19 protein-coding genes, 1 tRNA gene and 2 pseudogenes are annotated in these 25,511 nt (G+C 40.0%); 13 read left to right on the forward strand and 9 right to left on the reverse strand.

Annotated features, from left to right (window positions below; genetic code table 11):
* Window positions 1-30: 30 nt before the first annotated feature.
* The 4 genes and pseudogenes from BCG07_RS14075 to BCG07_RS14090 all read left to right on the forward strand — a co-directional run bounded on the left by BCG07_RS14075 (window position 31) and on the right by BCG07_RS14090 (window position 4,837).
* Window positions 31-1,077, forward strand: coding sequence for a proline racemase family protein (locus BCG07_RS14075; protein WP_286890651.1), 1,047 nt, complete (start codon window positions 31-33; stop codon window positions 1,075-1,077).
* On the forward strand, window positions 1,074-2,159 hold the full coding sequence (locus BCG07_RS14080) for a M24 family metallopeptidase (protein WP_286890653.1): 1,086 nt from the start codon (window positions 1,074-1,076) through the stop codon (window positions 2,157-2,159). The genes BCG07_RS14075 and BCG07_RS14080 overlap by 4 nt, the downstream gene beginning before the upstream one ends.
* A gap of 1 nt (window position 2,160) precedes the next feature.
* Entirely contained in the window at window positions 2,161-3,108 is a 948-nt protein-coding gene (gene lhpI / locus BCG07_RS14085) for a bifunctional Delta(1)-pyrroline-2-carboxylate/Delta(1)-piperideine-2-carboxylate reductase (RefSeq protein ID WP_286890655.1), read from the forward strand.
* Between the two features lie 1,002 nt (window positions 3,109-4,110).
* A pseudogene (locus BCG07_RS14090) lies at window positions 4,111-4,837 on the forward strand (cyclic di-GMP phosphodiesterase).
* Here the strand turns inward: BCG07_RS14090 and BCG07_RS14095 are convergent.
* Entirely contained in the window at window positions 4,797-5,120 is a 324-nt protein-coding gene (locus BCG07_RS14095; RefSeq protein ID WP_074210155.1) for a hypothetical protein, read from the reverse strand. The pseudogene BCG07_RS14090 and the gene BCG07_RS14095 overlap by 41 nt on opposite strands.
* A gap of 284 nt (window positions 5,121-5,404) precedes the next feature.
* Between BCG07_RS14095 and BCG07_RS14100 the strand changes: the two genes are divergently transcribed.
* Complete coding sequence (locus BCG07_RS14100) at window positions 5,405-6,682, forward strand: outer membrane protein transport protein (protein ID WP_039038442.1); 1,278 nt, start codon at window positions 5,405-5,407, stop codon at window positions 6,680-6,682.
* Between the two features lie 111 nt (window positions 6,683-6,793).
* Here the strand turns inward: BCG07_RS14100 and BCG07_RS14105 are convergent, their stop codons facing one another.
* The 3 genes from BCG07_RS14105 to pepA form a co-directional block, all read right to left on the reverse strand.
* A complete protein-coding gene (locus BCG07_RS14105; protein ID WP_243531566.1) occupies window positions 6,794-9,649 on the reverse strand; it encodes a valine--tRNA ligase in 2,856 nt (951 codons plus the stop codon).
* Window positions 9,650-9,702: 53 nt separating this feature from the next.
* Window positions 9,703-10,149, reverse strand: a complete 447-nt coding sequence (locus tag BCG07_RS14110) for a DNA polymerase III subunit chi (protein ID WP_006793705.1) — start codon at window positions 10,147-10,149, stop codon at window positions 9,703-9,705.
* A 149-nt stretch (window positions 10,150-10,298) separates the two neighbouring features.
* Window positions 10,299-11,810: a leucyl aminopeptidase gene (pepA, locus tag BCG07_RS14115; protein WP_243531563.1), complete on the reverse strand. Its 1,512-nt coding sequence runs from the start codon at window positions 11,808-11,810 to the stop codon at window positions 10,299-10,301.
* A gap of 309 nt (window positions 11,811-12,119) precedes the next feature.
* Here pepA and lptF point away from each other — a divergent pair, with 309 nt between their 5' ends.
* Window positions 12,120-13,232, forward strand: coding sequence for an LPS export ABC transporter permease LptF (lptF, locus tag BCG07_RS14120; protein WP_006793703.1), 1,113 nt, complete (start codon window positions 12,120-12,122; stop codon window positions 13,230-13,232).
* The gene (lptG, locus tag BCG07_RS14125; protein ID WP_008131921.1) at window positions 13,229-14,296 is read left to right on the forward strand and encodes an LPS export ABC transporter permease LptG; all 1,068 of its coding nucleotides are present in this window, start codon (window positions 13,229-13,231) and stop codon (window positions 14,294-14,296) included. Before lptF ends, lptG begins: the two co-directional genes overlap by 4 nt.
* Window positions 14,297-14,376: 80 nt before the next feature.
* Here the strand turns inward: lptG and BCG07_RS14130 are convergent, their stop codons facing one another.
* On the reverse strand, window positions 14,377-14,877 hold the full coding sequence (locus BCG07_RS14130) for an RDD family protein (protein WP_006793701.1): 501 nt from the start codon (window positions 14,875-14,877) through the stop codon (window positions 14,377-14,379).
* A gap of 327 nt (window positions 14,878-15,204) precedes the next feature.
* On the opposite strand from BCG07_RS14130, the gene BCG07_RS14135 reads away from it, so the two are divergent.
* Window positions 15,205-15,289: transfer RNA gene (locus BCG07_RS14135), tRNA-Leu, on the forward strand.
* A gap of 265 nt (window positions 15,290-15,554) precedes the next feature.
* Here the strand turns inward: BCG07_RS14135 and BCG07_RS14140 are convergent.
* Both BCG07_RS14140 and BCG07_RS14145 read right to left on the reverse strand, forming a co-directional pair.
* Window positions 15,555-17,447, reverse strand: a complete 1,893-nt coding sequence (locus BCG07_RS14140) for an EAL domain-containing protein (protein WP_286890658.1) — start codon at window positions 17,445-17,447, stop codon at window positions 15,555-15,557.
* 12 nt (window positions 17,448-17,459) lie between these two features.
* A complete protein-coding gene (locus tag BCG07_RS14145) occupies window positions 17,460-18,590 on the reverse strand; it encodes an FIST signal transduction protein (protein ID WP_286890660.1) in 1,131 nt (376 codons plus the stop codon).
* Between the two features lie 268 nt (window positions 18,591-18,858).
* Between BCG07_RS14145 and BCG07_RS14150 the strand changes: the two genes are divergently transcribed.
* The 3 genes from BCG07_RS14150 to BCG07_RS14160 all read left to right on the forward strand — a co-directional run bounded on the left by BCG07_RS14150 (window position 18,859) and on the right by BCG07_RS14160 (window position 21,902).
* Window positions 18,859-19,860 (forward strand): fatty acid desaturase, encoded by a 1,002-nt coding sequence (locus BCG07_RS14150; protein WP_286890662.1) that lies wholly within the window; start codon window positions 18,859-18,861, stop codon window positions 19,858-19,860.
* Between the two features lie 230 nt (window positions 19,861-20,090).
* Window positions 20,091-21,380 carry a M20 family metallopeptidase gene (locus BCG07_RS14155; protein WP_286890664.1) on the forward strand — a complete coding sequence of 430 codons (1,290 nt, stop codon included), beginning with the start codon at window positions 20,091-20,093 and terminating at the stop codon, window positions 21,378-21,380.
* Between the two features lie 108 nt (window positions 21,381-21,488).
* Complete coding sequence (locus BCG07_RS14160) at window positions 21,489-21,902, forward strand: GFA family protein (RefSeq protein WP_010557825.1); 414 nt, start codon at window positions 21,489-21,491, stop codon at window positions 21,900-21,902.
* A gap of 84 nt (window positions 21,903-21,986) precedes the next feature.
* Here the strand turns inward: BCG07_RS14160 and BCG07_RS14165 are convergent, their stop codons facing one another.
* Window positions 21,987-24,047 (reverse strand): TonB-dependent receptor, encoded by a 2,061-nt coding sequence (locus tag BCG07_RS14165; protein ID WP_243531557.1) that lies wholly within the window; start codon window positions 24,045-24,047, stop codon window positions 21,987-21,989.
* Between the two features lie 98 nt (window positions 24,048-24,145).
* Window positions 24,146-24,829, reverse strand: a complete 684-nt coding sequence (locus BCG07_RS14170) for a substrate-binding periplasmic protein (protein WP_243531555.1) — start codon at window positions 24,827-24,829, stop codon at window positions 24,146-24,148.
* Window positions 24,830-24,948: 119 nt separating this feature from the next.
* Between BCG07_RS14170 and BCG07_RS14175 the strand changes: the two genes are divergently transcribed.
* On the forward strand, window positions 24,949-25,197 hold the full coding sequence (locus tag BCG07_RS14175; protein WP_006793686.1) for a TIGR03643 family protein: 249 nt from the start codon (window positions 24,949-24,951) through the stop codon (window positions 25,195-25,197).
* A gap of 81 nt (window positions 25,198-25,278) precedes the next feature.
* Window positions 25,279-25,511, forward strand: a pseudogene (locus BCG07_RS14180) (hypothetical protein); the annotation flags it as partial.

Here is a 25,511-nt window from a genome sequence, read left to right on the forward strand (position 1 = left end):
GCATTTTTCGTATAAATTTTAAGGTTAACTATGACGAACAGTTTATATTTTCATTGGCAACAGCCTACAGGTGATTGGCTGCAAGTGCACACTCTTGATATGCACACGGGCGGTGAACCTTTACGCATAATCATTGATGGATTTGCTGAACTACAAGGGCAAACCATGATTGAAAAGCGCGCTGATTGCCTAACAAGATTTGATCACCTACGTAAAGCACTGATGTTTGAACCCCGAGGTCATGCTGATATGTATGGCGCGGTGATCACAAAACCTGAACGTAAAGATAGCCATTTTGGCGTACTGTTTTTACATAATGAAGGCTATAGCACAATGTGTGGTCACGCTATTATTGCGCTTGCCACAGCAGCCAAAGATAGCAGTATTAGCAACTTTATTGAGGGCATTAATGAGTTACGTATAGATACACCAGCAGGGCTTATCAAGGCATATATTACTCTTCGAGATAACCAACTAATAAGTGTTTGTTTTGATAATGTTGCTAGTTATGCAGAAAAGCTTGATATGCCAATTGAAATTCCTCTGTTTGGTGCCGTCAATTGTGATATTGCTTATGGCGGTGCTTATTATGCTTTTGTAGATGCTGATACTTTGGATGTGAGTTTAGCGCCCAACAATCATGAACAAATTATTAGCTTAGGAAAAATTATTAAGCAGCATGTTAATAGCCACTACCAACCAAAACACCCGACAGATGATGCGTTGAGCTTTTTATATGGGGTGATTTTCTATTCAAATTCACAAAAAAGTCATTCTGCATTTAGCCGCCATGTCTGCATTTTTGCTGACGGCGAATTAGATCGCAGCCCAACTGGTACCGGTGTGAGTGCCAGAGCTGCATTAGAGTTTGCAAAAGGCAGGCTTAAATTAGGACAGCAAATAAGAATAGAGAGTATTTTAGGCTCTGTATTTTCAGTTGAGCTAAAATCGCAACGCATGTTCGCTGATACCCATGCAGTAATACCTAGAGTGAGTGGTGAAGCATTTGTTACTGGTAAACATACTTTTTTAATTGATCCAAATGATCCCCTAAAGCAAGGATTTATATTTCGATGAAAAATCAATTTATCTCTCGCCAACAATTACTAAAGCAGGCATTAAAAAAAAATGGGTTAACAGCGCTACTCGTATTAGGCCATGAAAATATTCGTTACTTAAGTGGCTTTAGCGGTAATGCTGCTTACGCGTTAATAACTGCGGAGGAAAGTGTACTGATAACCGATTATCGCTATTTTGGCCGAGCTCAAGCAGAGTCTATTGGCTTTGAGGTTGTCAGCCGTGATCGTGATAGTGAAACATTAGGTCAGTGCATAAATCGTTTTTTAACGACTAATAGTCAATTAGGTTTTGATGCCGCTTTTATTGATGTTGCGCTTTGGCAGCAAGTGGCAAGTGAGTTAACTAGTCATACAGTTACACAAGTTACCGGTATGGTTGAACGTTTACGCATGGTTAAAAATGATTGGGAAGTCGAGCAAATAAAAGCGGCTGCGGCCATTGCTGACGAAGCGCTTAGACAAACATTACCCTATTTTAAAGAAGGTGTAACAGAGCGAGACCTAGCGCTGGAGCTTGAATTCAGAATGCAAAAACTAGGCTCTGAAGGAATGTCGTTTGCCACTATTTTAATGTTTGGAGAGCGTTGTGCACTGCCTCATGGCAGCCCGAGTGAACGTACTCTATCTAAAGGTGATTTTATTACTCTTGACTTTGGCGCAGTGGTGAATGGTTACCGCTCTGATATGACTCGCAGTTATGTACTTGGTAAAGCTTCAAAGAAACAATCAGCAATCTATCAAAGCGTAAGCAATGCTCAGCAAGCAGCGATCAACCTACTCAAAGCAGGTGTTGACTGTCTAGACTTACAAAATATCTCACAGCAAGTACTCGATGACTCTGGTTTTGGTAAATGGGCAGGGCAAGGGTTGGGCCATGGAGTTGGCTTGTTTTTACATGAGTTGCCCTTTATTAATAAAAATTGCCGTCATGTATTAGAGGCAGGTAATGTGATCACGATTGAACCTGGTATTTACATTCCGAATTTTGGTGGTGTGCGAATAGAAGACGATATTTTAATAACTCAAAATGGTTATGAAGTATTAACCCACGCCCCTAAGCCGTTCGAATTGGAGGGTTAGGATGAAAGTAATAGATCAAACGCAAATTGATGACTCCCTAGATTTTGACTCGCTTCGTATTGCTCTACAGAAAGGGTTTGCTCAACAGTTTTCTATGCCTAGGCGTAACGTGTATGAGTTAGATCAAACAGACACAAACCATGATGCATTTGCCGTATTACCAGCATGGAATAAGCAGGTAATTGGGGTTAAGGCATTTACCTATTTTCCAAGTAATACTGACAGTGAGTATGCGTCACTTTATTCAAAAATAATGCTGTTCTCGCGCGCTCATGGTGAACCGCTTGCACTTGTTGATGGTACACGTGTCACGTTCTGGCGAACGGGTGTTGTATCTGCTTTGGCAAGTTACTATTTATCGCGAAAAGATAGCCAGCATTTAGTCTTTTTTGGTAGCGGTAATTTAGCTGAGTATATGATTCGAGCACACTTGAGTGTGCGCAACTTTAAACGGGTAACGTTAATAGGACGTAATCAAGATAAAGTTGCTGCTTTACACAATAGCTTACAGCGCGCATTTACTGATATTGAGTTTGTACTCGGACAAAGCTGTGAAAAAGTTATTAATAGTGCCGATGTAATCAGCTGCGCAACGGGCTCACCAATACCATTATTTAGTGGCTATTGGTTAAAGCCTGGTACGCATGTTGATCTGATTGGTAATCATCGGTGTGACTCGCGCGAATGCGACACTGTTACTATAACGCAAAGCAAGGTATATGTTGATAGCAGGGTGAATGTTCTTGCTGAGGCTGGTGAGCTGTTAATTCCTATCTCTGAAGGAGCTTTTGATGCAGCTAATATATCCGGCGAGCTTGCGGAGCTAGCTAAAAAAAATAACTATGAGAGAGAATGTGAATCCGATATAACAGTATTTAAGTCTGTTGGCACAGCGTTAAGCGATCTTATAACTGCACATTATATTTATAAGTCATTAAAAAATGAGTAGCTTATTACTTTTATTATTAGGGCTTTGTTTCGTTATGTTGAGCTTACTAACATTTATAAGATGGCTCAGGATTCGTTATGAGAAGCAACATTGGCGAGTTTGTAAAATTGTAAACATTAACAATGTAATTGATAATAACGTGCGCAATTTAGAGCTTTTGCACTACAAGAGGATGTTAGTCAGCTATAAATTCAAAGGTAATTTTTATAGTGTTTTTGTTGCTTTTGATCAGCAGCTTATAGCCCAGTTTAAAAATGGGATTGATTGTACAATTTTAATTGACTCTAACAATCCTAATGTCACTTATCTTAATAGTAATTACTGGGTGAAATACTGTGGAGTTTGGTTTTTTTCGGGCATTATTTTTATAGCTTTAAGTTTCTTAATCCTCATCTGAATTGGGTATAATAAGAGAGCTGGTTAAGGTGTTTGCTTAAAGTGCGTAGTTTAGCTTTTTAAAAAAATGTATCTTATTTTGTAAAAGTTAAAATAGCTTACGACAACTGGAAAGCTTTTTTCTCTTTTAAATATTAGCTGACTATAGTTTTTTTCTCAAAGTGGTGATGCAAATAAAAGGGATTCATAAGTATTAAATATTTAGGGTATACCTGTAATTAATAATTTAAAGGTTAGACATATTTTATTCCTATAATCGATTATCAGGGTATAGGTTTTTACGAAGGCTGAGTTGTAGGTTCGATCCCTACCGAGAGCGCCATTTGCGTTTAAAGTATCATTTCCTGTTTCTTCCTCAAAATACCTACAATTATTTAAATTAGTCCGCTGCCTTACATTATTTAATTTTCGATAATAAAATATGTAGCAATCTATTTTATACCTTTAGGCGTATATTCATTGCTGAGCTTATGGTTTATTCTTGCTAGTGCGTATAATTATTGATGTTAATCATTTATTATTACCCTGAACTCAAAAGCTAGACTTTTATAGCTAAATAATGCTATTTAAAGTATATATTCATTAATTATAGAAACCCTCATTTTTATGCTAATCACCTTACCTATATCAGAACTCGTTCCAGGCATGTACGTAAATAGCGTTACTAAGCAGCAGGAGAGTGTGGATGGCATAAAAATTAAAACCAGTGGTTTGGTTCGTGATAAATCAATCATTCAGCGTTTAATTACCGAAGGGGTGCTTGAGCTTCTCATCGACTTTACAAAAAGTGATGTCGCCGTGCCTAGGGTTATTAAAAGGTGGGAAAGGTATCACCTCTTTAATGTTAGATATGATTGTAAATCATCATGAGCGTCTTGATGGTTCAGGCTATCCAAGAGGTGTAGATGGAAGCAAATTAAGCCGCCCAGCTCGGATCATTGCGATTGTAGACGTATACGATGCATTGACAGCAGATAGACCGCATCAAGAGGATGATGAGCCAATTAATGCGCTTCGCTATTTGTTAGCTAACAAACAGCTGTTTGATGCAGAGTTAGTACAGTTATTTATTAAGTGTTTAGGTGTACACCCAGTAGGGACTATTGTTAAGTTAACCAATGAGCGATTAGCGTTGGTGCTAGAGGGCAATCATTCAAACCCTATTAAGCCAAAAGTTAAATTATTTTATAATGCAAAGCATAATCATCACGTAACGCCTAAAGATATAGATTTGAGTACCGACAACCAAGAGCTTAAAATTTTAGCGAGTGTAAAGCCCATGGATTATCAAATTAACTTATCTCGTTTGTTAAAAGATCATCTGCTCGTTTAGCCTTAATACATCGGCGCTTTTGGTTTGCCTGAGCTGATATAAACGCGCCTAAAAAGCAACTTCCCATTAGTACCAACCACAACAAAGTGCCAAGCTCTACATGTAAAGCTGTGCAGCAAAATATGAGCGATACAACAGCATTTAACATAGCGCCTAGCCAGTAACGATTAACAGGGTTGTCGCATTGTCCGGCCTGTGTGCACGCGCAGTAATTTGCCTTATAAAAGAAAAATACACTGGCTCCACAAAAAATGAGACCCACCATAATTAGAACGATCAGCACAGTTTTAACCCGTTGGTTATTTTAAAAAGAGTTTGAAATGCGGCGTAATCCATGTCAATCTAAATGATAATTAATTACATTTAGAGCAATTACTCCAATAACATATTTCTTGTCCGATGAGTTTTAAATAGTTGTTAAAATGTAGTTAAAAAACGTGTTTTTTAGGTGTTTTTGGTGTGATCATGAAGTTTTTTTCTAAAAATTAATGTAGTGTAGTCGGGTTTTGAATATAAGTAACAACACACATAGCTACCCAAACAGTGAGTTTGGTTAAGGACACAACAATGAAATTTTCTAAAACGCTTATCGCAGCCTCGCTTGCATTTGTTTCAGCTGACTCTTTTGCAGCTGCGTTTCAATTAGCTGAGCAAAACGCATCAGGTTTAGGCCGTGCTTATGCTGGTGAAGCATCTATCGCAGACGACGCGTCTGTTGTTGCACGTAACCCTGCTTTAATGACTTTATTTAAAGATAAGCAACTAAGTGTTGCTGCTATAGCCGTTGTTCCAGATGTTAGCCTTGAAGGCACTGGTACAAACAATGGCATCGACCCGAATGCATTAGATGACGACAGCATTGCGCCTAGCGCCGTTATTCCAGCAACTTATTTCACAATGCCAGTAAACGACAGAGTATCAGTTGGTTTTGGCGCATTTGCTAACTTTGGTTTAGCAACAAAATTTGATGACGACTACGCGGCAGGTCAAATTGCCGGCGAAACAGAAATTGTAACCGTAAATATGAACGCAAGCGTTGCCTATAAAGTAAGCGAGCAGTTCAGCTTTGGTATTGGCTTAAATGCAATTTATGCAGAAGCTAAAATTATTCGTAAGTTTGGTGCTTCAGCTTTACCAATCCCTGCTTCAACAGATGCAGTAAACCTTGAAGGTGATGATATTGGTTACGGCTTAAATGTTGGTTTAATGTACCAATTAGACGAAAACAGCCGTTTTGGTTTTAACTACCGTACAGAAACTGACATCACGTTTGAAGGTGAATACTCAAACGAGCTTCCTTCTGCATTTATTCCTGGTGGATTAGACGGACAACTTGAACTTCCAGGTTCGGTTGAAATAACGCTACCTGCTATTGCTGAGTTTTCTGGTTCACATCAGTTAGACGAAAAATTAGGCTTACATTACAGTGTATTGTGGACTGGCTGGAGCAGCTTTGATTCATTGGAAGCACAAGTAACAGCACCAACGGGTGATAAGTTTAGCGCATTTGAAAAAACAGAAGATTTCTCTGATGCACTTCGTTACTCAGTAGGTACTGACTACCAGTACAACGAAAACCTATTGTTACGTGCAGGTATTGCGTTTGACGAGTCGCCTGTATCACAACAGCATTTATCAATCTCGATTCCAGACACTGACCGCTTTTGGTTCTCTTTTGGTGGTAACTACATCATCGATAAAAACTCAAACGTTGATTTAGGCGTGAGTATTATTCGTGGTAAAACACAAAACTACACTGAAAAAGATAACTTAGGCTCGCAGTGGTCTTTTGAATCTAAAGGTCATGCTACGCTTATTGGCGCGCAGTACAACTACACGTTTTAATGTAGAAGTGCCTTTAGCTTAGTCATTAGGCACAAAAAAGCCGCTCACTTTAATTAAAGTGAGCGGCTTTTTAATGCCTGCTAAATTGCTTTAGCAGGTATGTGACTAAAATTATAAGCTTTCAATCTTCGTTTTTTGCTCAAGCAGCTTAGTTTTAGCATCGGTGAATTCAGCTAACTTAGCGTTTTCTTTTGCAAGAACAGCTTCTGGTGCATTGTTTACAAACTTTTCGTTAGCAAGTTTGTTTTGCACTTGCGCTAGGCCTTTTTCTGCTTTTTCGAGTTGCTTGTTGATACGTGCAAGCTCTGCTTCAACATCAATTAAGCCCGCCATTGGGATCATAATTTCAAGGTTGCCAACATAAGAGGTTGCACACGCTGGTGCGTCGTCTTTGTTTTCAAGCATTGTAAACTCTTCAAGCTTAGCCAATGATGCCAAGAACGATTTATTTTCTTCAATACGGCGCACATCTTCGCTCGATGCATTGGCAAGTAATACGCTCAGTGGCTTGCTTGGGCTAATATCCATTTCACCACGAATGTTACGAATAGCTAAAATGAATTGTTTAACCCACTCTAAGTCTTCCATTGCTTGTGCATCAACGCTTGCTTCATTATAAACAGGGAAGCCTTGTACCATAATGCTAGTGCCCGCTGTTTCAAGGCCTGCAAGTGGTGCAACACGTTGCCAAATAGTTTCTGTGATGTATGGCATCATTGGGTGCATTAAGCGCAGTAGGCTTTCTAGTACCGTAATGAGTGTATTACGTGTACCACGTTGCTGTGCTTCATTACCTTTAAATAATACGGGCTTAGTTAGCTCTAAGTACCAATCACAGAACTGGTTCCAAGTGAATTCGTAAAGTGTGTTAGCAGCTAAATCGAAGCGGTAGTTATCAAGGTGTTCAGTGTACGTTTTAACTGTGGCTTCATATTGGCCTAAAATCCAGCGATCTGCTAGCGAGTACTCTTTTTGTGCATCGTTTGCAAAACCACAGTCTTGCTCCTCTGTGTTCATTAATACGTAACGGCTCGCGTTCCATAGTTTATTACAGAAGTTACGGTAACCTTCAAGGCGGTTCATATCCCAGTTGATATCACGACCGGTAGATGCCATTGCTGCAAGGGTAAAGCGAAGCGCATCGGTACCGTGTGCTTCAATACCATTTGCGAATACTTTGCGCGTGTCTTTTTCAATTTTAGCGGCAAGTTTTGGCTGCATCATGTTGCCAGTACGTTTTTGTACTAAGTCTTCAAGTTCAATGCCGTCAATCATGTCTAGCGGGTCAAGTACGTTACCTTTTGACTTAGACATTTTATCGCCGTTGTCGTCACGTATTAGGCCAGTAACATACACTGTTTTAAACGGCACTTGTGGTTTACCATTTTCATCTTTAATAAAGTGCAGCGTCATCATGATCATGCGCGCAACCCAGAAGAAAATAATATCAAAACCTGTTACTAACACGTCAGACGGGTGGAAGGTTTTTAAATCATCGGTGTTTTCTGGCCAGCCTTGCGTTGAGAATGTCCAAAGCGCTGACGAGAACCATGTATCAAGTACATCTTCGTCTTGGCTAAGTGCTACGCTATCTGCAATGTTGTTATCGCGGCGAACTTCCGCCTCATCGCGGCCAACGTATACGTTGCCTTCGCTGTCGTACCAAGCAGGAATACGGTGACCCCACCAAAGCTGACGTGATATACACCAATCTTGTACGTCGTTCATCCACGAAAAGTACATATTTTCGTATTGCTTAGGCACAAATTGAATGTCGCCGTTTTTAACTGCATCTTTAGCAGGTTCTGCAAGTGGCGCAACACGTACATACCATTGGTCGGTAAGTAGTGGCTCAATGACCACACCAGAGCGGTCGCCGTAAGGAACGGTTAGGCCGTGGTCTTCAATTTTTTCAAGTAGGCCTAGTTCTTCAAATTCAGCGATAATCGCTTTACGCGCTGCAAAACGATCAAGCCCATGAAAACGCGCTGGAATTGGCGCATCGAGCTCAAGCTCTTTGCCATCAAAGGTGTAAGTTTCACCTTGCGTTAAAATAGCGGCGTCTTTATCGAAAATATTGATCATTGGCATTTTGTGACGCTTGCCAACTTCGTTATCGTTAAAGTCGTGGGCTGGGGTTATTTTTACACAACCTGTGCCTTTATCTTTATCGGCGTGTTCGTCAGCAACAATGGTGATACGACGGTTAACGATAGGTAATAAAATGTCTTTACCAATTAAATCTGTGTAGCGCTCGTCATCTGGGTTTACTGCAACACCTGAGTCGCCTAGCATAGTTTCTGGACGAGTTGTGGCTACGACAATGTAGTCTTTACCGTCTTGTGTTTTAACGCCATCGGCTAGTGGGTAACGTAAGTTCCACATGTGGCCTTGTTTGTCTTTGTTTTCAACTTCAAGATCAGAAATAGCAGTGTGTAATTTTGGATCCCAGTTTACTAGGCGTTTACCACGGTAAATTAGGTTTTCTTTATGAAGGCGAACAAATACCTCTTTAACCGCTTCAGATAAACCATCGTCCATCGTAAAGCGTTCACGGTCCCAATCAACTGATGCGCCAAGACGACGAAGCTGTTTAGTAATTGTGCCGCCCGATTCGTTTTTCCATTCCCAGATTTTATTAATAAAATCTTCGCGGCCTAAATCGTGGCGTGTTTTACCTTCTTCAGCATGCAGTTTACGCTCAACCAACATTTGCGTTGCAATACCTGCGTGGTCAGTACCTACTTGCCATAATGTGTTGTTACCTTGCATACGTTTAAAACGCGTAAGGGTATCCATTATTGTATCTTGGAAAGCGTGGCCCATGTGTAAGCTACCCGTGACATTTGGCGGCGGGATCATAATAGAATACGGTACGCCTTGGCCAGATGGCTTAAAGTAGCCTTTTTGTTCCCAGTCTTGATATAGAGACTGTTCAATATCTTGCGGATTGTAGGTTTTATCCATTACACAGAACCTTAAATAAGTACTTAAATTAGTTGGTTAGTTTGCCTGAGTGGCTAGCTATTAATATCTTGCGTGGTGAGATTGGCACCGAGTTGGCGTAGCTTTTTAAAACGCTCGCGGGCTGCTTGTTTAGCAACAGGTTCTACGGGGACAAAATCAAAAACTTGGTTAAATCGGCGAATGTAATCAGGTAGCTGAGTGGCCAAGTTTATTAAAACTTTTCGGTTGCCAACAGGTGGCGTAATACCAATTTCAACAGGGGCTCCGCCTTTAGGGCCTTCACCTTGTAAATTGTGTGGTACAAAACTGTCTGGGTCGAATGCCCAAATAATTTCATCAATGGCACAGGCTGTATCGTTATCGTTTACACAAATAAATACACGTTGCCCATTACGATACTGATCGGCCGCTATTTGTGCAGCCAAAGCAAAATGATCATCAGCCTGGGCTTTAGACTCATCTTGTTGCTTTAGAACGAAAAATTTAGCGTTCATGTTCATTGTATCGGGCTTTCCCATGACATTGAATGTGCACTAGGTTAATACACATAAATTAAGAGGCAGATTTTGCCATATAACGGGGTTTGCTTCAATTAATACACAAATAAATAAGGCGCCTAACGGCGCCTTATTTTGAACTAAACAGATAATTAATCGTGTGCTGCTTCGCTTACACCCGCTCTGTTCAATAAATACTGAGTTAGCATAGGAACAGGGCGTCCTGTTGCGCCTTTATTTGCACCACTTCGCCATGCAGTACCCGCTACATCTAAATGCGCCCAATTATATTTTTTGGTGAACTTAGATAAAAAACACGCTGCGGTAATTGTGCCTGCCGCGCGCCCACCTAAGTTAGTAAAATCAGCAAATGGGCTTTCTAGTTGGTCTTGGTAATCGTCCCACAGTGGTAGCTGCCATGCACGGTCGCCACTTTGCTCAGACGCTTTCAATAAGTCGTGGGCAAGGGGGTTATGGTTTGCAAGCAAGCCTGTTGCATGAGCACCTAATGCAACAATACATGCACCTGTAAGGGTGGCTACATCTATGACGGTATCTGGGTCAAAACGCTCCACGTAGGTTAACGCATCGCATAATACTAAACGACCTTCAGCATCGGTATTAAGTACTTCAACCGTTTGCCCCGACATCGTTGTTAAAATATCACCTGGTCGGTAAGCATTTGAACTTGGCATGTTTTCACAACCAGCTAAAATACCTATTACGTTTATAGGTAATTGCATTTGTGCCAAAGCGCGCATTGCACCTATAACACCTGCAGCACCGCCCATATCGTATTTCATTTCATCCATGGCTTCGCCAGGTTTAATTGAAATACCGCCTGAGTCAAAGGTTAAACCTTTACCAACTAACACAATTGGCGCTTGCTCGTCGCTTGCACCTTTGTAGTTAATAACCGACATAACAGATTCGTTATCACTACCACGGCCAACCGCTAAGTATGAGTTCATACCCAGCTCAGCCATTTTTTCTTCGCCAATAATATCAACGGTGATGTTATTAAAATTAGTAGCAAGCTCTTGCGCTTGTTCGCCTAAATACGCTGGGTTACAAATGTTGGGTGGCATGTTGGCAACGTCTTTACACAACTTGCTGCCAGCAGCGATAGCTAAACCGTGCTCAATCGCACTTTCACCAATAGTGAGTTCGCGGCGCGTGGGTACGTTAAATACAATTTTACGAAGTGGGCGACGCGGGTCTACTTTTTTACTTTTAAGTTGATTAAACGTGTATAAGCAATCTTGCGTTGTTTCAACGGCTTGGCGTACTTTCCAATAAGTATCTCGGCCTTTTACGTGTTGCTCTGTTAAAAAGCATACCGCTTCCATAGAGCCTGTATCGTTTAAGGTATTTATTGTTTTAGAGATAATTTGTTTGTATTGCTTGTCATCAAGCTCGCGCTCTTTACCGCAACCTACAAGCAAAATACGCTCGCTTAATACGTTAGGGACATGGTGCAATAATAAAACTTGGCCAGGTTTACCCTCTAGGTCGCCACGGCGAAGTAAATTTGAAATATAACCATCACTGATTTTATCGAGTTGTTCACCAATGGGGGATAACCTGCGTGGTTCGTACACGCCAACGACAATACATGCGCTGCGTTGTTTTTCTGGGCTACCACTTTTTACGCTAAATTCCATTGTTGCTCCTGGTTGTGAGTCATTTAAGCTAATAAATAAGGCCAAAAATAATATTTTCTAGTCTTAGTAGCTAAGCTTATGTAGAGATAATACTCATTTTAGCTGATTTTTACCGACTCTTACTGTGTAATTGAACTTTATATGCTTAAGGGCTACTAATGCAACATTATATCTTGCACTTAGGTAGGATAATTAATTTTGATGGCTTATAATAATAGCCTATTTGTCGGTATAAACTGTGCAAAATAGCTATTTAACTATTCGACACTCACTATTGTAGTGAAATACTAAGTTTAACAGGGGCGAGCATTGCTTATTTTTCGTTATTTGACCGCTGAGGTTTTAAAATCGCAGGTCGCCGTATTTTTAACTTTAATGACCATTTTTTTATCACAAAAGCTGGTGGTTATTTTAGGTGACGCATCAGAGGGAAGCATTCCTGCTCAATTAGTGCTGTCGATGATTGCGTTAAAGTTACCACAACTTGCCTCGTTAATTCTTCCATTGAGTATATTTTTAGGCATTATTTTAGCGTACAGCCGTATTTACGCCGACAGCGAAATGACGGTATTAAAAGCGTGTGGTGTGAGCGAATGGTATGTAGTGCGTGTAACTTTAATATCAAGCGCAGGCTTGGCGCTTTTGGCTGGCGCATTAACTATGTACCTAGCACCGTGGGCCAGTGAGCAAGAATATCAATTAAAAGAACAAGCTAAAGCTGACGCAGGGCTGTCAGCATTAAGAGCCGGTCGTTTTCAAGAAACAGGGAACGAAAAAGCCGTGGTGTTTATTCATAATATTGAAAATGGTGGCAAAGAGCTAAACAAAGTGTTTGTTGCACAGCTACCAAATAGTGATAACGATGAATTAGCTCGACTAGTATACGCAGAGCAAGGCGTGGTAATTGAAGCGCAAAACGGTGAGCAACAGTTAGTGTTAACCGATGGGAAACGGTACGAAACCGACGCAACAACACCAGCATTAAACCTGACCGAGTTTGATGGTTACAGTGTACAAATTCGTGAACAAGAAATAGAGCATCAACGCCGTAAGTTAGAAGCTGTGCCGACTAATCAGTTGCTTGCTATTAATACGCCTGAGTCTATTGCTCAATGGCAGTGGCGTATTGCTATTCCTCTTTCTATTCCGCTGCTTACTTTACTAGCAGTGCCGTTAAGTGTGGTTAATCCTCGCCAAGGCAAATTTGCTAAATTGGTACCCGCTATAAGTTTGTATCTTGGGTATTTTATTTTATTAAATGCCGCAAAATTCGCGATAGAAGATGGCAAAATACCGCCGTCAATCGGGCTTTGGTGGATTCACTTGAGTGCCTTATTTATTGGTGGCTTATTAATTATTAAAGGCCGCCCAATAGGCGCTTTGCTTAAAGCTGTTGTCACTAAGCGGGAGTTAAGCTCATGATGAAAACACTCGACTGGTATTTAGGCCGCAGCATTTTACAAACAACAGGCTTTGCTTTGTTGGTTTTAGTTGGGATCAGTACCTTAATTAAATTTATTGAACAGTTAAAATCGGTAGGGCGTGGTAGTTACGATTTGATTACCGCCATGCTGTATACGCTGTACAGTATTCCTGGTGATTTAGTGGTGTTTTTCCCTATGGCTGCGCTCATTGGGGGCTTAACAGGGCTTGGTGCGCTTGCTTCAAATAGTGAATTAGTGGTTATGCAAGCTGCGGGTATGTCGCGGTTGCAAATTATTGGTTCGGTGATGAAAACCGCCATGTTTATGGCCATTTGTATGATGGCGCTTGGCGAATGGGGAGCACCAGAGGCACAGTTACGTGCAAAAGAAATGCGAAACCAAGCTATACATGGCGGAGATGTGTTTAGCGCACAAAAAGGGGTTTGGGCGAAAGATGGAAATAACTTCATAAATATAGAAGATGTGGATGAAAGCGGTAAGCTTAACGGTTTGCACATGTACTATTTTGATAGCTCACTTGAGCTTACTCAAATTACTAAAGCTAAAGAGGCAATTAGCCGAAAAGATGGATGGCTTTTACGTGATGTAAACAAAGTAATTATTACGGATGAGTTAATTACGACTGAACTACACCCAGAAGAGTTTTACCCATCGCAACTAACCGCTGAAAAGTTAGGCGTTGTATCTGTAAAGCCTGAGTCGCTTTCGTTTACAGGGTTATGGTCGTACTTAAGCTACTTAGAGCAAAATGAACAAGATACCAGTACTTATGATCTTGCTCTTTGGCGAAAGTTCATGCAACCCGTGTCGGTTGCGGTTATGTTATTGGTTGCGCTTTCTTTTATATTTGGTCCATTACGCACTGTAACTATGGGCGCACGAATAATTATGGGTGTTGTAACAGGCATTGTATTTCATTTAACAAACGAGATATTTGGTCCCGTGGTAATGGTTTACCAAATACCTGCCATAATTGGCGCCGTGCTGCCTAGTGTTATTTTTATAGGCTTTGCGACCTACTTAATGAATAAACGGGTATAAGCGATTATATCTAAAAACAAAAAAGGGTGACTAGTAAGTCACCCTTTTTTGTTTTTAGAGGTTTTATTAGTGTGTATACATTAATCGAGCTCGCGGTATATACGTTTGTTCTCTTCTTTTGAAAGAGCAACAACCTCTGTTTTAGATAAGTAATCTTGTAACGCTTTTTTGTTTTTAAAATCAACTAACACAACTAAGTTACCTAAACCAAGTAACGCGCCCATGCAGCGAATAACTGATTGCGACCAACTAATTAAATTGCCATCGTTAGTTTGTACTCTTAATCGCCATGCTCGCATACCAATTGTTTGACCGCTTTTGGTCCAAAAGTAACTAAAAAATATAACATTAACGCCCACAAACAAAGCACTGCGAATGCCATCTAGTAAAGGTGAATTCTCTATAAATGCAGCAGGGTCTTGACCTTCGGTTTGCTCAATAAGGCCCGTAGAAATTAAAACTTGAATTGCAGCAAAGTACAAAATAGCGGTTAGCATAGATAATGAAATGACGACTAAAGAGTCGTATATTAGCGACGCAAAACGGCGCCAAAAACCAGCACGTGGAAACTCACCCGACATAAAAATACTCTCACTGTTAATGTGTGGCTAGTTTAGCAAAAAAGCGCAAAAATACTAAGCGCTATAGTATGTTGGTATCATTTAACTATTGGTTTAAATAATATCTGTATTTTTAAAGTGCTTTATTTACATGACGCTTTAATTTTTTTAAATGTTAAGAGTTGCCTAAATGTTAAGCGGTTGATCATGCTTATGTAATAAAAGGCTTGCTGCTAACCCTATTGTTTGTATAATGCTTGGCATAGAGACGAAGGCACATAAATAATCCTAAGCTCTAAAGTGGTTTTTCTTTATCTTCTCGTGTTTAGAAGGTTAAAGAAAAATGATGCCAGCGTGATGAAATTGGTAGACATGGGGGATTCAAAATCCCCTTCCGAAAGGAGTGCCGGTTCGAGTCCGGCCGCTGGTACCACTTTTTATAACCTCTGCTAGATTTAGCAGAGGTTTTTTTATGTCTAAAATTTGTGATGACGGACTCGAGCGGCACTCAAGTGCGCTGCTATAAGTTAAGGTCCGGCCGCTGGGTGAGAGTAAACCGAAACGAAGTTTCGCAGTTATTCGAAGTGAGTTCATGGATGAACGATAGATGTAGCTTCATGGACGAATTAATTACTCTATAATGGGGCTTTTACTAATAGACTCGAGGGTCACTCAAGGTGATATTCTAAATAGTCATATCACTTTGCGTGGCTGTTTTTTCGTATTAGCTTTGTAAATGAATCAGAGGGCATAGGGCGGTACATAAAAAATCCTTGCGCCATTTCGCAGTGAGTCTTTGATACGTAATCAAGCGTTTCTTGATCCTCTATTCCCTCTGCAATAATAGCTAAATCTAAGTTATGACCAATATCGATAATACACTTGGCAATGGCAGCGCTTTGTTCATCAGTAATGACATTTTGTAAGAACGATTTGTCTATTTTTAAGTAATCGATAGGCAATAACTGTAAATAACTAAACGACGAGTAACCTTTACCAAAGTCATCCAATGCAAACGCAACACCATAGTGCTTGAGCTTATGCATGGTTTTACTCATCTTCTCTTTATTTTCCATAAAAATAGATTCAGTTAACTCAATAATTAATTGATCGCCACTAATTGATGAGTTTGAAATACTTTCAATAATGTAATCAATAAAATGTTCGTCCTGAAATTCAATAATTGATAGGTTGACCGCAAGCTTTAAAGGCGCGATGCCCTCTTGTTGCCATTGCTCTAATAGCGATATAGCCGAGCTAATAGCAAACTCACCTATTTTTTTTATTAGCCCAGTTGATTCAGCAATAGGAATAAATAAATCGGGCGGTATAGACTCTCCGCTAGCCGTAAACCAGCGCATCAACACTTCAGCTCCCAAAATCTGATTGCAGTCTAAACCTATTTTAGGTTGTAGGTATATTTCTAATTCTTGGTTGTTTATTGCTTTGCGAAGTTCGCGCTCAATATCCATTTGCTCACGGGCATGATCTTCTAATTTCCTATGATAAAAACGGTAGGCATTTTTGCCATTATTTTTGGCGTCATACATCGCCATGTCGGCATTACTAAGCAAGGAGTCGGGCGTAATACCATCTTGTGGATATAACGCAATTCCAATGCTTGATGATACATATTGAGGTCGACCATTTATAATAAATTCTTTACTTATTGTCTCTAACAACGCCTCGCACAAGTTTTCAATATTATTTTTTGACTTAACAAGCTCAACAAGAATTACAAACTCATCACCACCTATTCGGGCAAGTGTGTCTTGCTCTCTTAAACGATGGTTAATACGCTCTACCATTTTGATTAGTAGTTCGTCGCCGCCTTTGTGGCCTTCAGTGTCGTTAACTCGCTTAAAGTTGTCTAGGTCTAAAAAGAGCACTGCGGTCATCGAATCATCGCGTCTTGCGAGTGTTAGTGAATGCTCAAGACGGTCCATAAATAATTGACGGTTTGCTAATCCAGTTAGGGCGTCATGGTAGGCTTGAAAATGAATGATTTCTTCATGTTCTTTTTCAACGCTGATATCACGAATACAAAATACACGACCAATAAGTTGGCCATTTTTAAGCTGAGGAAGTGAGCGGTAGCTATAATATTTGTCGTCGATAGATTCAAACTCGCCACTCAAGGCCTGTTTTGAGTCTGCTTTTAATTGCGCGATAATGTCGGCGCTTTTGTTGCCTTTTTTTATTACTTTATCTATTTGGCTAAAGTAATTATATGCGTTTAAATTAAAGCGCTCGAAGAACTCTCTGGCCATTATATTGGCGCTCACAACGTTACCTTTTAGGTCTAGCACAGTAACTTGTTCGCCTATAGCGTCAAATGTTGCATTAAGCACGCTAATTGAGTGTTCTAATTGTTGCTGTGTATCAGAAAGCTCATTAAGTTGGTTTTTAAGTAAGTCATTACGTTCGTTTAATTCGTTAGACGTAATAAATAATGAGCGCTCTAAAATATTGATTTCGCGCTCATTCAGTTCATAAGCATCAGATACCCGCGATATAATATCGGCATACTCTTGAACAAAGCTTTCATCCACCTTACTACGTTTTAACTGGCGTGCTAACAGTTTATGCAACTTGTAAACCTCCTAGTCTTCACTTAATAAAGTCAGGGTCATGGTTTGATTATGTAAATGACATGGCCCCAGAGGTACGTGAGGCGATAACTCGCCGTAAGAGTAAAAGCCGGTTCTAGTGCAGTTTTTGGGAAGTAAGTCTGCAATTGTTTCAAGCTCTTCTTCAATTAATTGGTCGAGTATCATTCGTCGGCCAACACAACTCACTAAAAGCGCAAGACTAGGCTGGTTGCTGCCCATCATTTGTATGGCTGCTTCACCTGCCTGTTGTGCTCCATCAATCAGATTTTCGTAGTTTGCGCGCATTAGTTGGCATTTAGCACCCTCTGGGAGATTACCCGCAAAGGTCATGCTTTTTTTATCTTCATCAATACTTAAAATGGTTCTGACTACGGATTGTTCTTCACCAACTTCTTGCATAGATAACGGGAATAATAAAGCAGAACTTGGCAGCCCGTCAGCGTATTCACCTAACATCGTTTTGTACAACTCCAGTGACGGGCTATGGTCTACTTCGTAAAGGGTATTTTTAGTTGATTTGGTAATTTCGCGTATAGGGCCAAATGGTTTCCACCCGCCCATGGTGCCATGGCTAATATTTAACTTTTCGCCATAAAACCCAACAACAACGACTAAGCCTTTAGTAACGTTATCGTTGTGCCATACTATGGTTTCTTTAAAGCGGGCCTGATCACCCGCTAAGCCACCGGTCACAAGTACGTTTTTAGGTAATGCGCCAGTAATACTCTCAATGAGCTCGCTGCCATTTATAAGCTGTCCATCAGAAACAACAAACACATAACGTAAGCCATTATGATCTAATTGATTTACAAGTGCGGTGCCCAAAGAGCTTGAGTCGGCATAGTTACTAATGTTATCTGACTTGGCAACAACATGACTTTTCTCAAAGTGGACGGCGGTCAGCGCTATGCTTTCGTCGTGTATTTCACTACCTTGAATTTCTCCGCTGGTAGAGCACCCTAAGATTTCAGCCTCAGGGAAAGATGATTTTAATTGAGACAACATGTGTGATGTTGCCATGGCATGTCTGTCACCAAAAGCGAATACTAATGCTGCATCAGATTTTTTTGGTAACGGCGTTTGCCATTCGCCTTCTTTATAAATAGATTGAAAAGTGTTCATAATTTAAAGGCTTTCCCGTACAACTATGTTATTTATAATATAGATTATAGGGTAAATGCAGGTAAATCCACATTTGTTACGTTTAATTAACGCTCTTTTATAGTGTTTACTATTTTATAAATTAAGTATTTAACTCTTTTAGATAAGTAATGTGGCTTCACATTTAAAAATTGATTTTTTGCTTAAATACAATGAAATCCAACTTAAATGTTTTAGCGTACAATATAATTAAGTATCATGTTTACAACACGGTTTTAAGAACGTTCATATGACTCAGCTAAGTGCCAAACAAAATATTCAAGCAATTGTTAAAGCTATAAAAGCCGAAGAGGCAGTACTTCGCCAAAAATACCCTTTGCTTGCTCATCAAAATACCATTGGGCTTGTTATATTATTGCTCTCGTTGAGTGCTTTAATTGGTGTTGGTGTTTTGTATTACCTTGCCATTATACCTGCATGGGCTTGTATTATTTTGGCAGCTATGGCGGCTTCGATTTCTCACGAACTTGAGCATGATCTCATTCATAAACAGTATTTTAGTAACCAGCCTTTAATCCATAATTTTATGATGTTGACGGTGTGGTTGATGAGGCCAAACACCATTAGCCCATGGTATAGACGCAAGTTGCATTTACATCATCATAAAACATCAGGTACAGAGCAAGATCTCGAAGAGCGCTTAGTGGGCAATGGCATTAAAAATCCATTTATGCGTGCGCTTGTTATTGTGGACGGTTTACTCGGTTTAGTTATTAATACCAAACGTTTTAGTAAAGAAATTAAAGGATTTAGTTTTTTAAGCGTGTTTAATGCGGGCTTTCCAGTAACAACTACATATTTTATTATTTTGTATAGTGTAATTATATTCCATACAGTTAACTTTTTTGTACCCATTGAAGCAAGCACTCCGGCACTAGCGTTAGAGGTTTTAAATGTGTTTGAATTTATGATGATTGTGTTAATTGTGCCTAATATAGTGCGTTCAAGCTCGCTTAATTTTGTCACATCAAGCATGCACTATTACGGTGGCGTAAATAATATGCTTGAGCAAACACACGTAATTACAAGCCGGTTATTTATGCCGTTTCACCTTTTTTGCTTCAATTTTGGTAAAACGCATACCATCCATCACTTTGTACCAAATCAGCCATTTTATTTACGCCAAATGTTAAGCAAAAAAATACTCGACGTAATGCGCCAGCATAATGTACGGTTTAATGATTTTAACAGCATTAAAAATGCAAACGCTTATAAAGCCCAAGCTAATTAATGCAAAAGCAATTTGAGCTTTATTTTTAAAACCAATCGTATTTGCGATTGGTTTTTTTTTAATTGCATTTACCAATTAAATTAAGTTTTAGTATCGCAGAGTAAATCTATGTCGTCTGTGCGATTTAAGGATAGTGCATTTAAAAAGTGGTGTAGGCTATAACTCAACAGCACTTTTTTATAATACTAAATCGGTTGTTGGGCTTCATTAAAATAATAAAGGAAAACAGGATGAAAAAATCACTACTTTCAGTGGCATTAGGTTTTGCTGCACTTGGTACGTTTAACGCGCAGGCAAACCTTGATCAACACGTTAAAAATGTAGAGCAGCAGGTAATTGAATGGCGACGTGACTTTCACCAAAACCCTGAGCTTGGTAATCGCGAAACACGTACCGCAGGCATTGTGGCTAAACACTTAAAGTCGTTAGGTATGCAAGTACAAACCGATATTGCTTACACCGGTGTTGTGGGTATTTTAAAAGGCGCAAAGCCTGGTCCTACGGTAATGCTACGCGCTGATATGGATGCACTTCCTGTAACCGAAAAAACAAATGTTCCCTTTAAATCAACAAAAACAACAAACTATCGCGGTGTAGATGTGGGGGTAATGCATGCTTGTGGGCACGACACGCATGTAGCCATGTTAATGGGCGCAGCACAAGTATTGGCCGATATGAAAAACGAGCTGCACGGTAATATTATGTTTGTGTTTCAGCCAGCTGAAGAGGGCGCACCTATTGGCGAGGAAGGCGGTGCAGAATTGATGCTCAAAGAGGGGATATTTACCAAATATAAACCCGACGTAGCATTTGGTCTTCACATAACATCGAGCTTACACAGCGGCAAAATTGGTTACAGAAGCGGCCCTGCTATGGCCAGTTCTGATAGGTTTGAAATTACTGTTAATGGTCGTCAAGCACATGGTTCAGCACCGTGGACTGGGGTTGACCCTATTGCAGCGGCTGCACAAATTGTAACGGGCGTTAACCATATTGTGAGCCGCCAAGTAAATATAACCAAAGAGCCCGCAATTGTGTCGTTTGGCAAAATAGCAGGTGGAGTGCGTAATAATATAATTCCTGAAAAAGTTGAAATGGTAGGTACAATTCGCAATTTTGATATGAATAATAGAGCACAGATTTTTGAAAAAATAAAAACAACGGCTACACATATTGCTAAGTCGTCGGGAGCAACTGCCGATGTGCATATTCATGAAGGTTACCCAGTAACGGTGAATAACCCTGAGCTTACTGCGCAAATGCTGCCAACCCTCGTAAAAGCGGCTGGTAAAAATAACGTAGTGGAAATGAATAAGATTACAGGTGCAGAAGACTTTTCGTTTTATGCATTAGAAATCCCAAGTGTCTTTGTATTTTTAGGTGGTACGCCAAGTAGCCAAGATTTAAAAACGGTACCAAGTAATCATTCACCTTATTTTTATGCTGACGAATCATCGTTTAAAGTAGGGACTAAGGCATTAAGCCTGCTCGCTGTAGATTACTTAGATAGTAAAAAGTAGGCTGCTAACAATTGAGTTAGTAAAAGTCATAAGCTAACTCAATGTATTTTAAGCGTAGTACGTAAAGATGTGTGAAGGCTCTATAGGCCTATGTTAGAGGATTACTATATGAAAATCACTGGAAGCTGTTTTTGTGGCGATATAACTTATGAGGCCACCACACAAAATAATAACGTAGTAGTATGTCATTGCAGTGATTGCCAACGGATGTCGAGTGGACCATTTAGAGCCGTTGTAATTGCAGATCCTAATTCGGTTGATTTTACAAAAGGACAACCGAAAGAGTATGTAAAAACAGCGCAAAGTGGCAATAAGCGAGCGCAAGGTTTTTGTGCAAATTGCGGTACGTCACTTTATGCAACAAATGAGTCTCCTATCGATCGTATATATGGGTTGCGTTTAGGTTCGATTGATCAGCGCGATTTGTTTAAACCTTCAATACAAATTTGGACAAAGTCAGCATTGCCTTGGCTTGATGATTTACATCATGTTGATGCATTTGATAGCACCCCAAAGAATTAGTCTTATAAATGCTTTAAACCTCATTCCTGCAGTAAAATAAAGCGACTTATACGTATATAAGCCGCTTTATTTTAATAGCTTTATTTACCAAGTATACGATGCCGATAACATGGCATTGCGTGGTTTACCCGGAAAATATCTATCGCCTGTAAAACTAGTGTAATCAGCTCGCTCTGCATACGCTTTATTGGTCACATTTATAATACGAGCCATAACTTCAAGGTTTTTAGTTGCTTGCCACTGGGCGCGTAAGCTAAGAACCGAATGGCCTTCGTATTCATTTAAGTTCTCAGGGTCTGTGTAGTAATGGCCAACATGATGCCATTGAAGTGCAAATTGGGTGTTGTTACGTGCTTGCCACGTAATATCAATATTAGCAATGTTGCGTGGTGCGGTATCTATGTCGTTGCCATTTATGTTTAGGCCGTTAATAACTTGGTTGTTAGTGTAACTATGTTTAGCATGTGTACCTGCAAAGTTAACCGACACGTTATTGGGTAATTGATAATTAAGTTCAAGTTCCACACCTCGATGGCGAGAGCTGCCATCATTTACAGTGAAAAAGTCGCTATCACGGTAAATAGTATTGTGTTTACTCATAGCATATACAGATAAGCCGTAATTAAATGCACTGTATAATCCTTTTATACCAAACTCAGCGTTGTTAGCTATTTCTGGGTTTAAGTTAGCGGTGGTTTGCTCGCGTTGTAATTGATATAACTCAGCAGCTTGTGGCGCTCGGTAACCGCGAGAAAAGTTAGCGTAAAACGTGTTATTACTGTTGTATTGGTAACTTATTCCAAGTTTAGGTGAGGCATTACTAAAGCTATTTTTAGTGCTAGCAGGACGACTGTATCGGCACCCACCAAACCCGCACTCGCTACCATCTTCTTTTGTTCTACCCGCAAGCATATTATTTGTGTAGTCGTACTGCATGTGCTCGTAACGAACCCCGGCTGTTAATAGCCATTTATTTAATTGCCAATTCACGGATGCAAATGGTGCATAAAGTGTGGCATTGACGTTGTAATCGTAATGTTTACCCTTTGGCACGGTAGCCACTAAAAATGCCGAACCTTGCGTTGCCTCGTTTTGACTTTGTAAAAAGTCGGCTTGGGTGTACTCGCCATCTAAGCCTAAGTTCAGAGTTACATTGTTATTTATACTGTGCTTATAAAGCGATTGAACACCAATACCTGTTTGACTGTTTTTTTCAAGGGGTGTACCTGGTAAAAAGTGCTTAAAAAAGTCCATACTTTGATCGCGCATATACACAGTGGTAGAAAGTAAATCGTTATTGGCTAATTGCCATGTTGCATTGCTCCACGCTCGCAAAGATGTTGCCTTTCTAAATGCATCAGGATCGAAGTTTTGCTGTGCTATATCTTTATTTTTATAGCTTTCAAACCCAGTAATAAAACCAGCTGTTTGCTGATCTAAATGTGTATAAGTTATACCTGATGTGAGCAATAGATTATCGCGCTCTAGACGATGGCGTATATTTACTTTTTGTTGTTTAACACTTTCATCATCACGGTACCCTGTATCGTCAGTAATACTGGCGTTTATGCCAATTCCGCTGTTCCCATAGTCTTGCCCTGCACGTAATTTAACGCGTGCATAGCCATATGAGCCATAATCTACGCCCAATAAACCGCCGCCTTGAGTTGTGTCGGGTGTTATTACATTAATAACACCATGCACAGCATTTGAGCCGTATAAAGCAGAGCCCGGCCCTTTTAACACCTCAATGCGTTGGGCCATCTCACTATGCGATTCAAATAGCTCGTTAATATTACAAAAACCCGCAGCGCGAAGCGCTATTCCATCTTCTAAAGTTAGCACACCACCACATGCGCCAGCCCCAGACAAAACTGGCGAGCGAAGCGCAGGTAAATATTCTTGGCCATTGCCGCGCTGTACATTAGCACCAGCAACGCGTTGCAGGGCTTCTTCAATGTGAGTGGGTGCAATGCTCTTAAGTTGCGCCTCGGTTAGGGTAGAAATAGACAATGGAAGGGGTGTAGAAAGCGCTTCGACCCTCGATGCTGTGGTGGTAATAACTTCAATTGAGTCTGTACTTTTCTGATCAGCAACAACAGCTTGGCTAAACGGCAAAATGAGCGGCAAACAATAATATTTCATACATACCTAAAACGTTTGGGGAAATAGCTTGGTTAAATGATATGTGGTTTTTATAGGCTTTTAAACTTGTTGCGTTAAAGTGCATGTATAACCGTAAATTATTGTTCGTAATATTGCTTTATTTGCTTATCAATTAAATTTATATCGACTACACCCGGCTTAAATGCAATATAAACAGGTAAGCTGGATTCATGGAACTGACGAGCGTGAATGCCGACACTGTTTTTTGCAAACCAAAGCCCAGCTTGATAATTAGTGATTATAAAATCAACACGCTTTTTTTCTAATAACTTGAAAGAATCTGACGTTGAAAGTGCATGCATTATATTTTTAGGCAATATTTTGTATTTATCAGCTATTTCATTAGGTAAGGCAACGCCTCGGAGCATAGCTATTCTAGTGCTAGAAAAGTCTTTGTTATTTAGGGTACTTTTATCTAAAGCAAATAATCCAAATTTGGTGACATGTGTAGGGTGCTGAGTAAACTCTAAATGCTTTTTACGTAGGGTATTTGTTGCTAAAGAGAAATAACAGTCGTAATAGTTAAGGGTCATTTCTTTTTTTACGCGTGCCCATGGTAAGTGTATTACTTTAATGTTTAAGCCTAAGCTTTGATTTAAGTAATTTATCAGTTCAATGTCTGAACCGGTAAAAATGTTTTTTTGCTCATCAAAAATAGTATAAGGCGGGTAGTGAGTTGTAACGCAGCGTAATGTTTTACTTGACTCGGCAACTGCTAACGATGGCGCCATTAAAGCTAAGATTAATAAAATAAAACGCATGACTATCAAATCCATTTTCTTTTAAGTATATAAGCTATTTTTTAATTTTAAAGTGAGTGATGAAATTGATGATCTACGCGCTTTTAAGTCGCGTATAAGATTAATTTTTGGAACACACCATGTTTAACGCAGAGCAGCAATCACGCATTATTGAAATGGCGTGGGAAGATAGAACGCCATTCGAAGCCATTGAACAACTATACGGATTAAAATACCCTCAGCTCGTCGTTTTTATGCGAGAGCACATCTCTAAAGGGAGCTTTAAAGTGTGGCGTAAGCGCCACGCAGGGCGTAAAACTAAGCACTTAAAGTTACGCGATCCCGCTATTATGCGCAGTCATTGTAAAACTCAGTACAAACACCGTTAATACCGTAAATTTAAGCGCTATTTCATTTGATGTTCATCCTAGCTTGGTAGTCTTAGATGACTTTTAGCACTGGAGATACTTATGAAAGCAGCTATTTATATCACACTCATCACACTTGCGCTGTCATCTGTTGGGGCACAAGCTAACCCAAACAAAGACAATCATGGCCAGCACCAAGGTAAAAAGGTTGGCCATAAAAAGCACAAGCATCATGATCACAACTCTCTTTCTAAAAAAGAGAAAAAGCAGCTACTTCGTGCAGGGTGGACTCCGCCAGGTAAAAATAAGCGTTACCATACTGGTGATATTTTAGA

The sequence above is a fragment of the Pseudoalteromonas sp. ESRF-bin5 genome (genome assembly GCF_002632075.1).
In the GTDB taxonomy this organism is placed as follows: domain Bacteria; phylum Pseudomonadota; class Gammaproteobacteria; order Enterobacterales; family Alteromonadaceae; genus Pseudoalteromonas; species Pseudoalteromonas marina.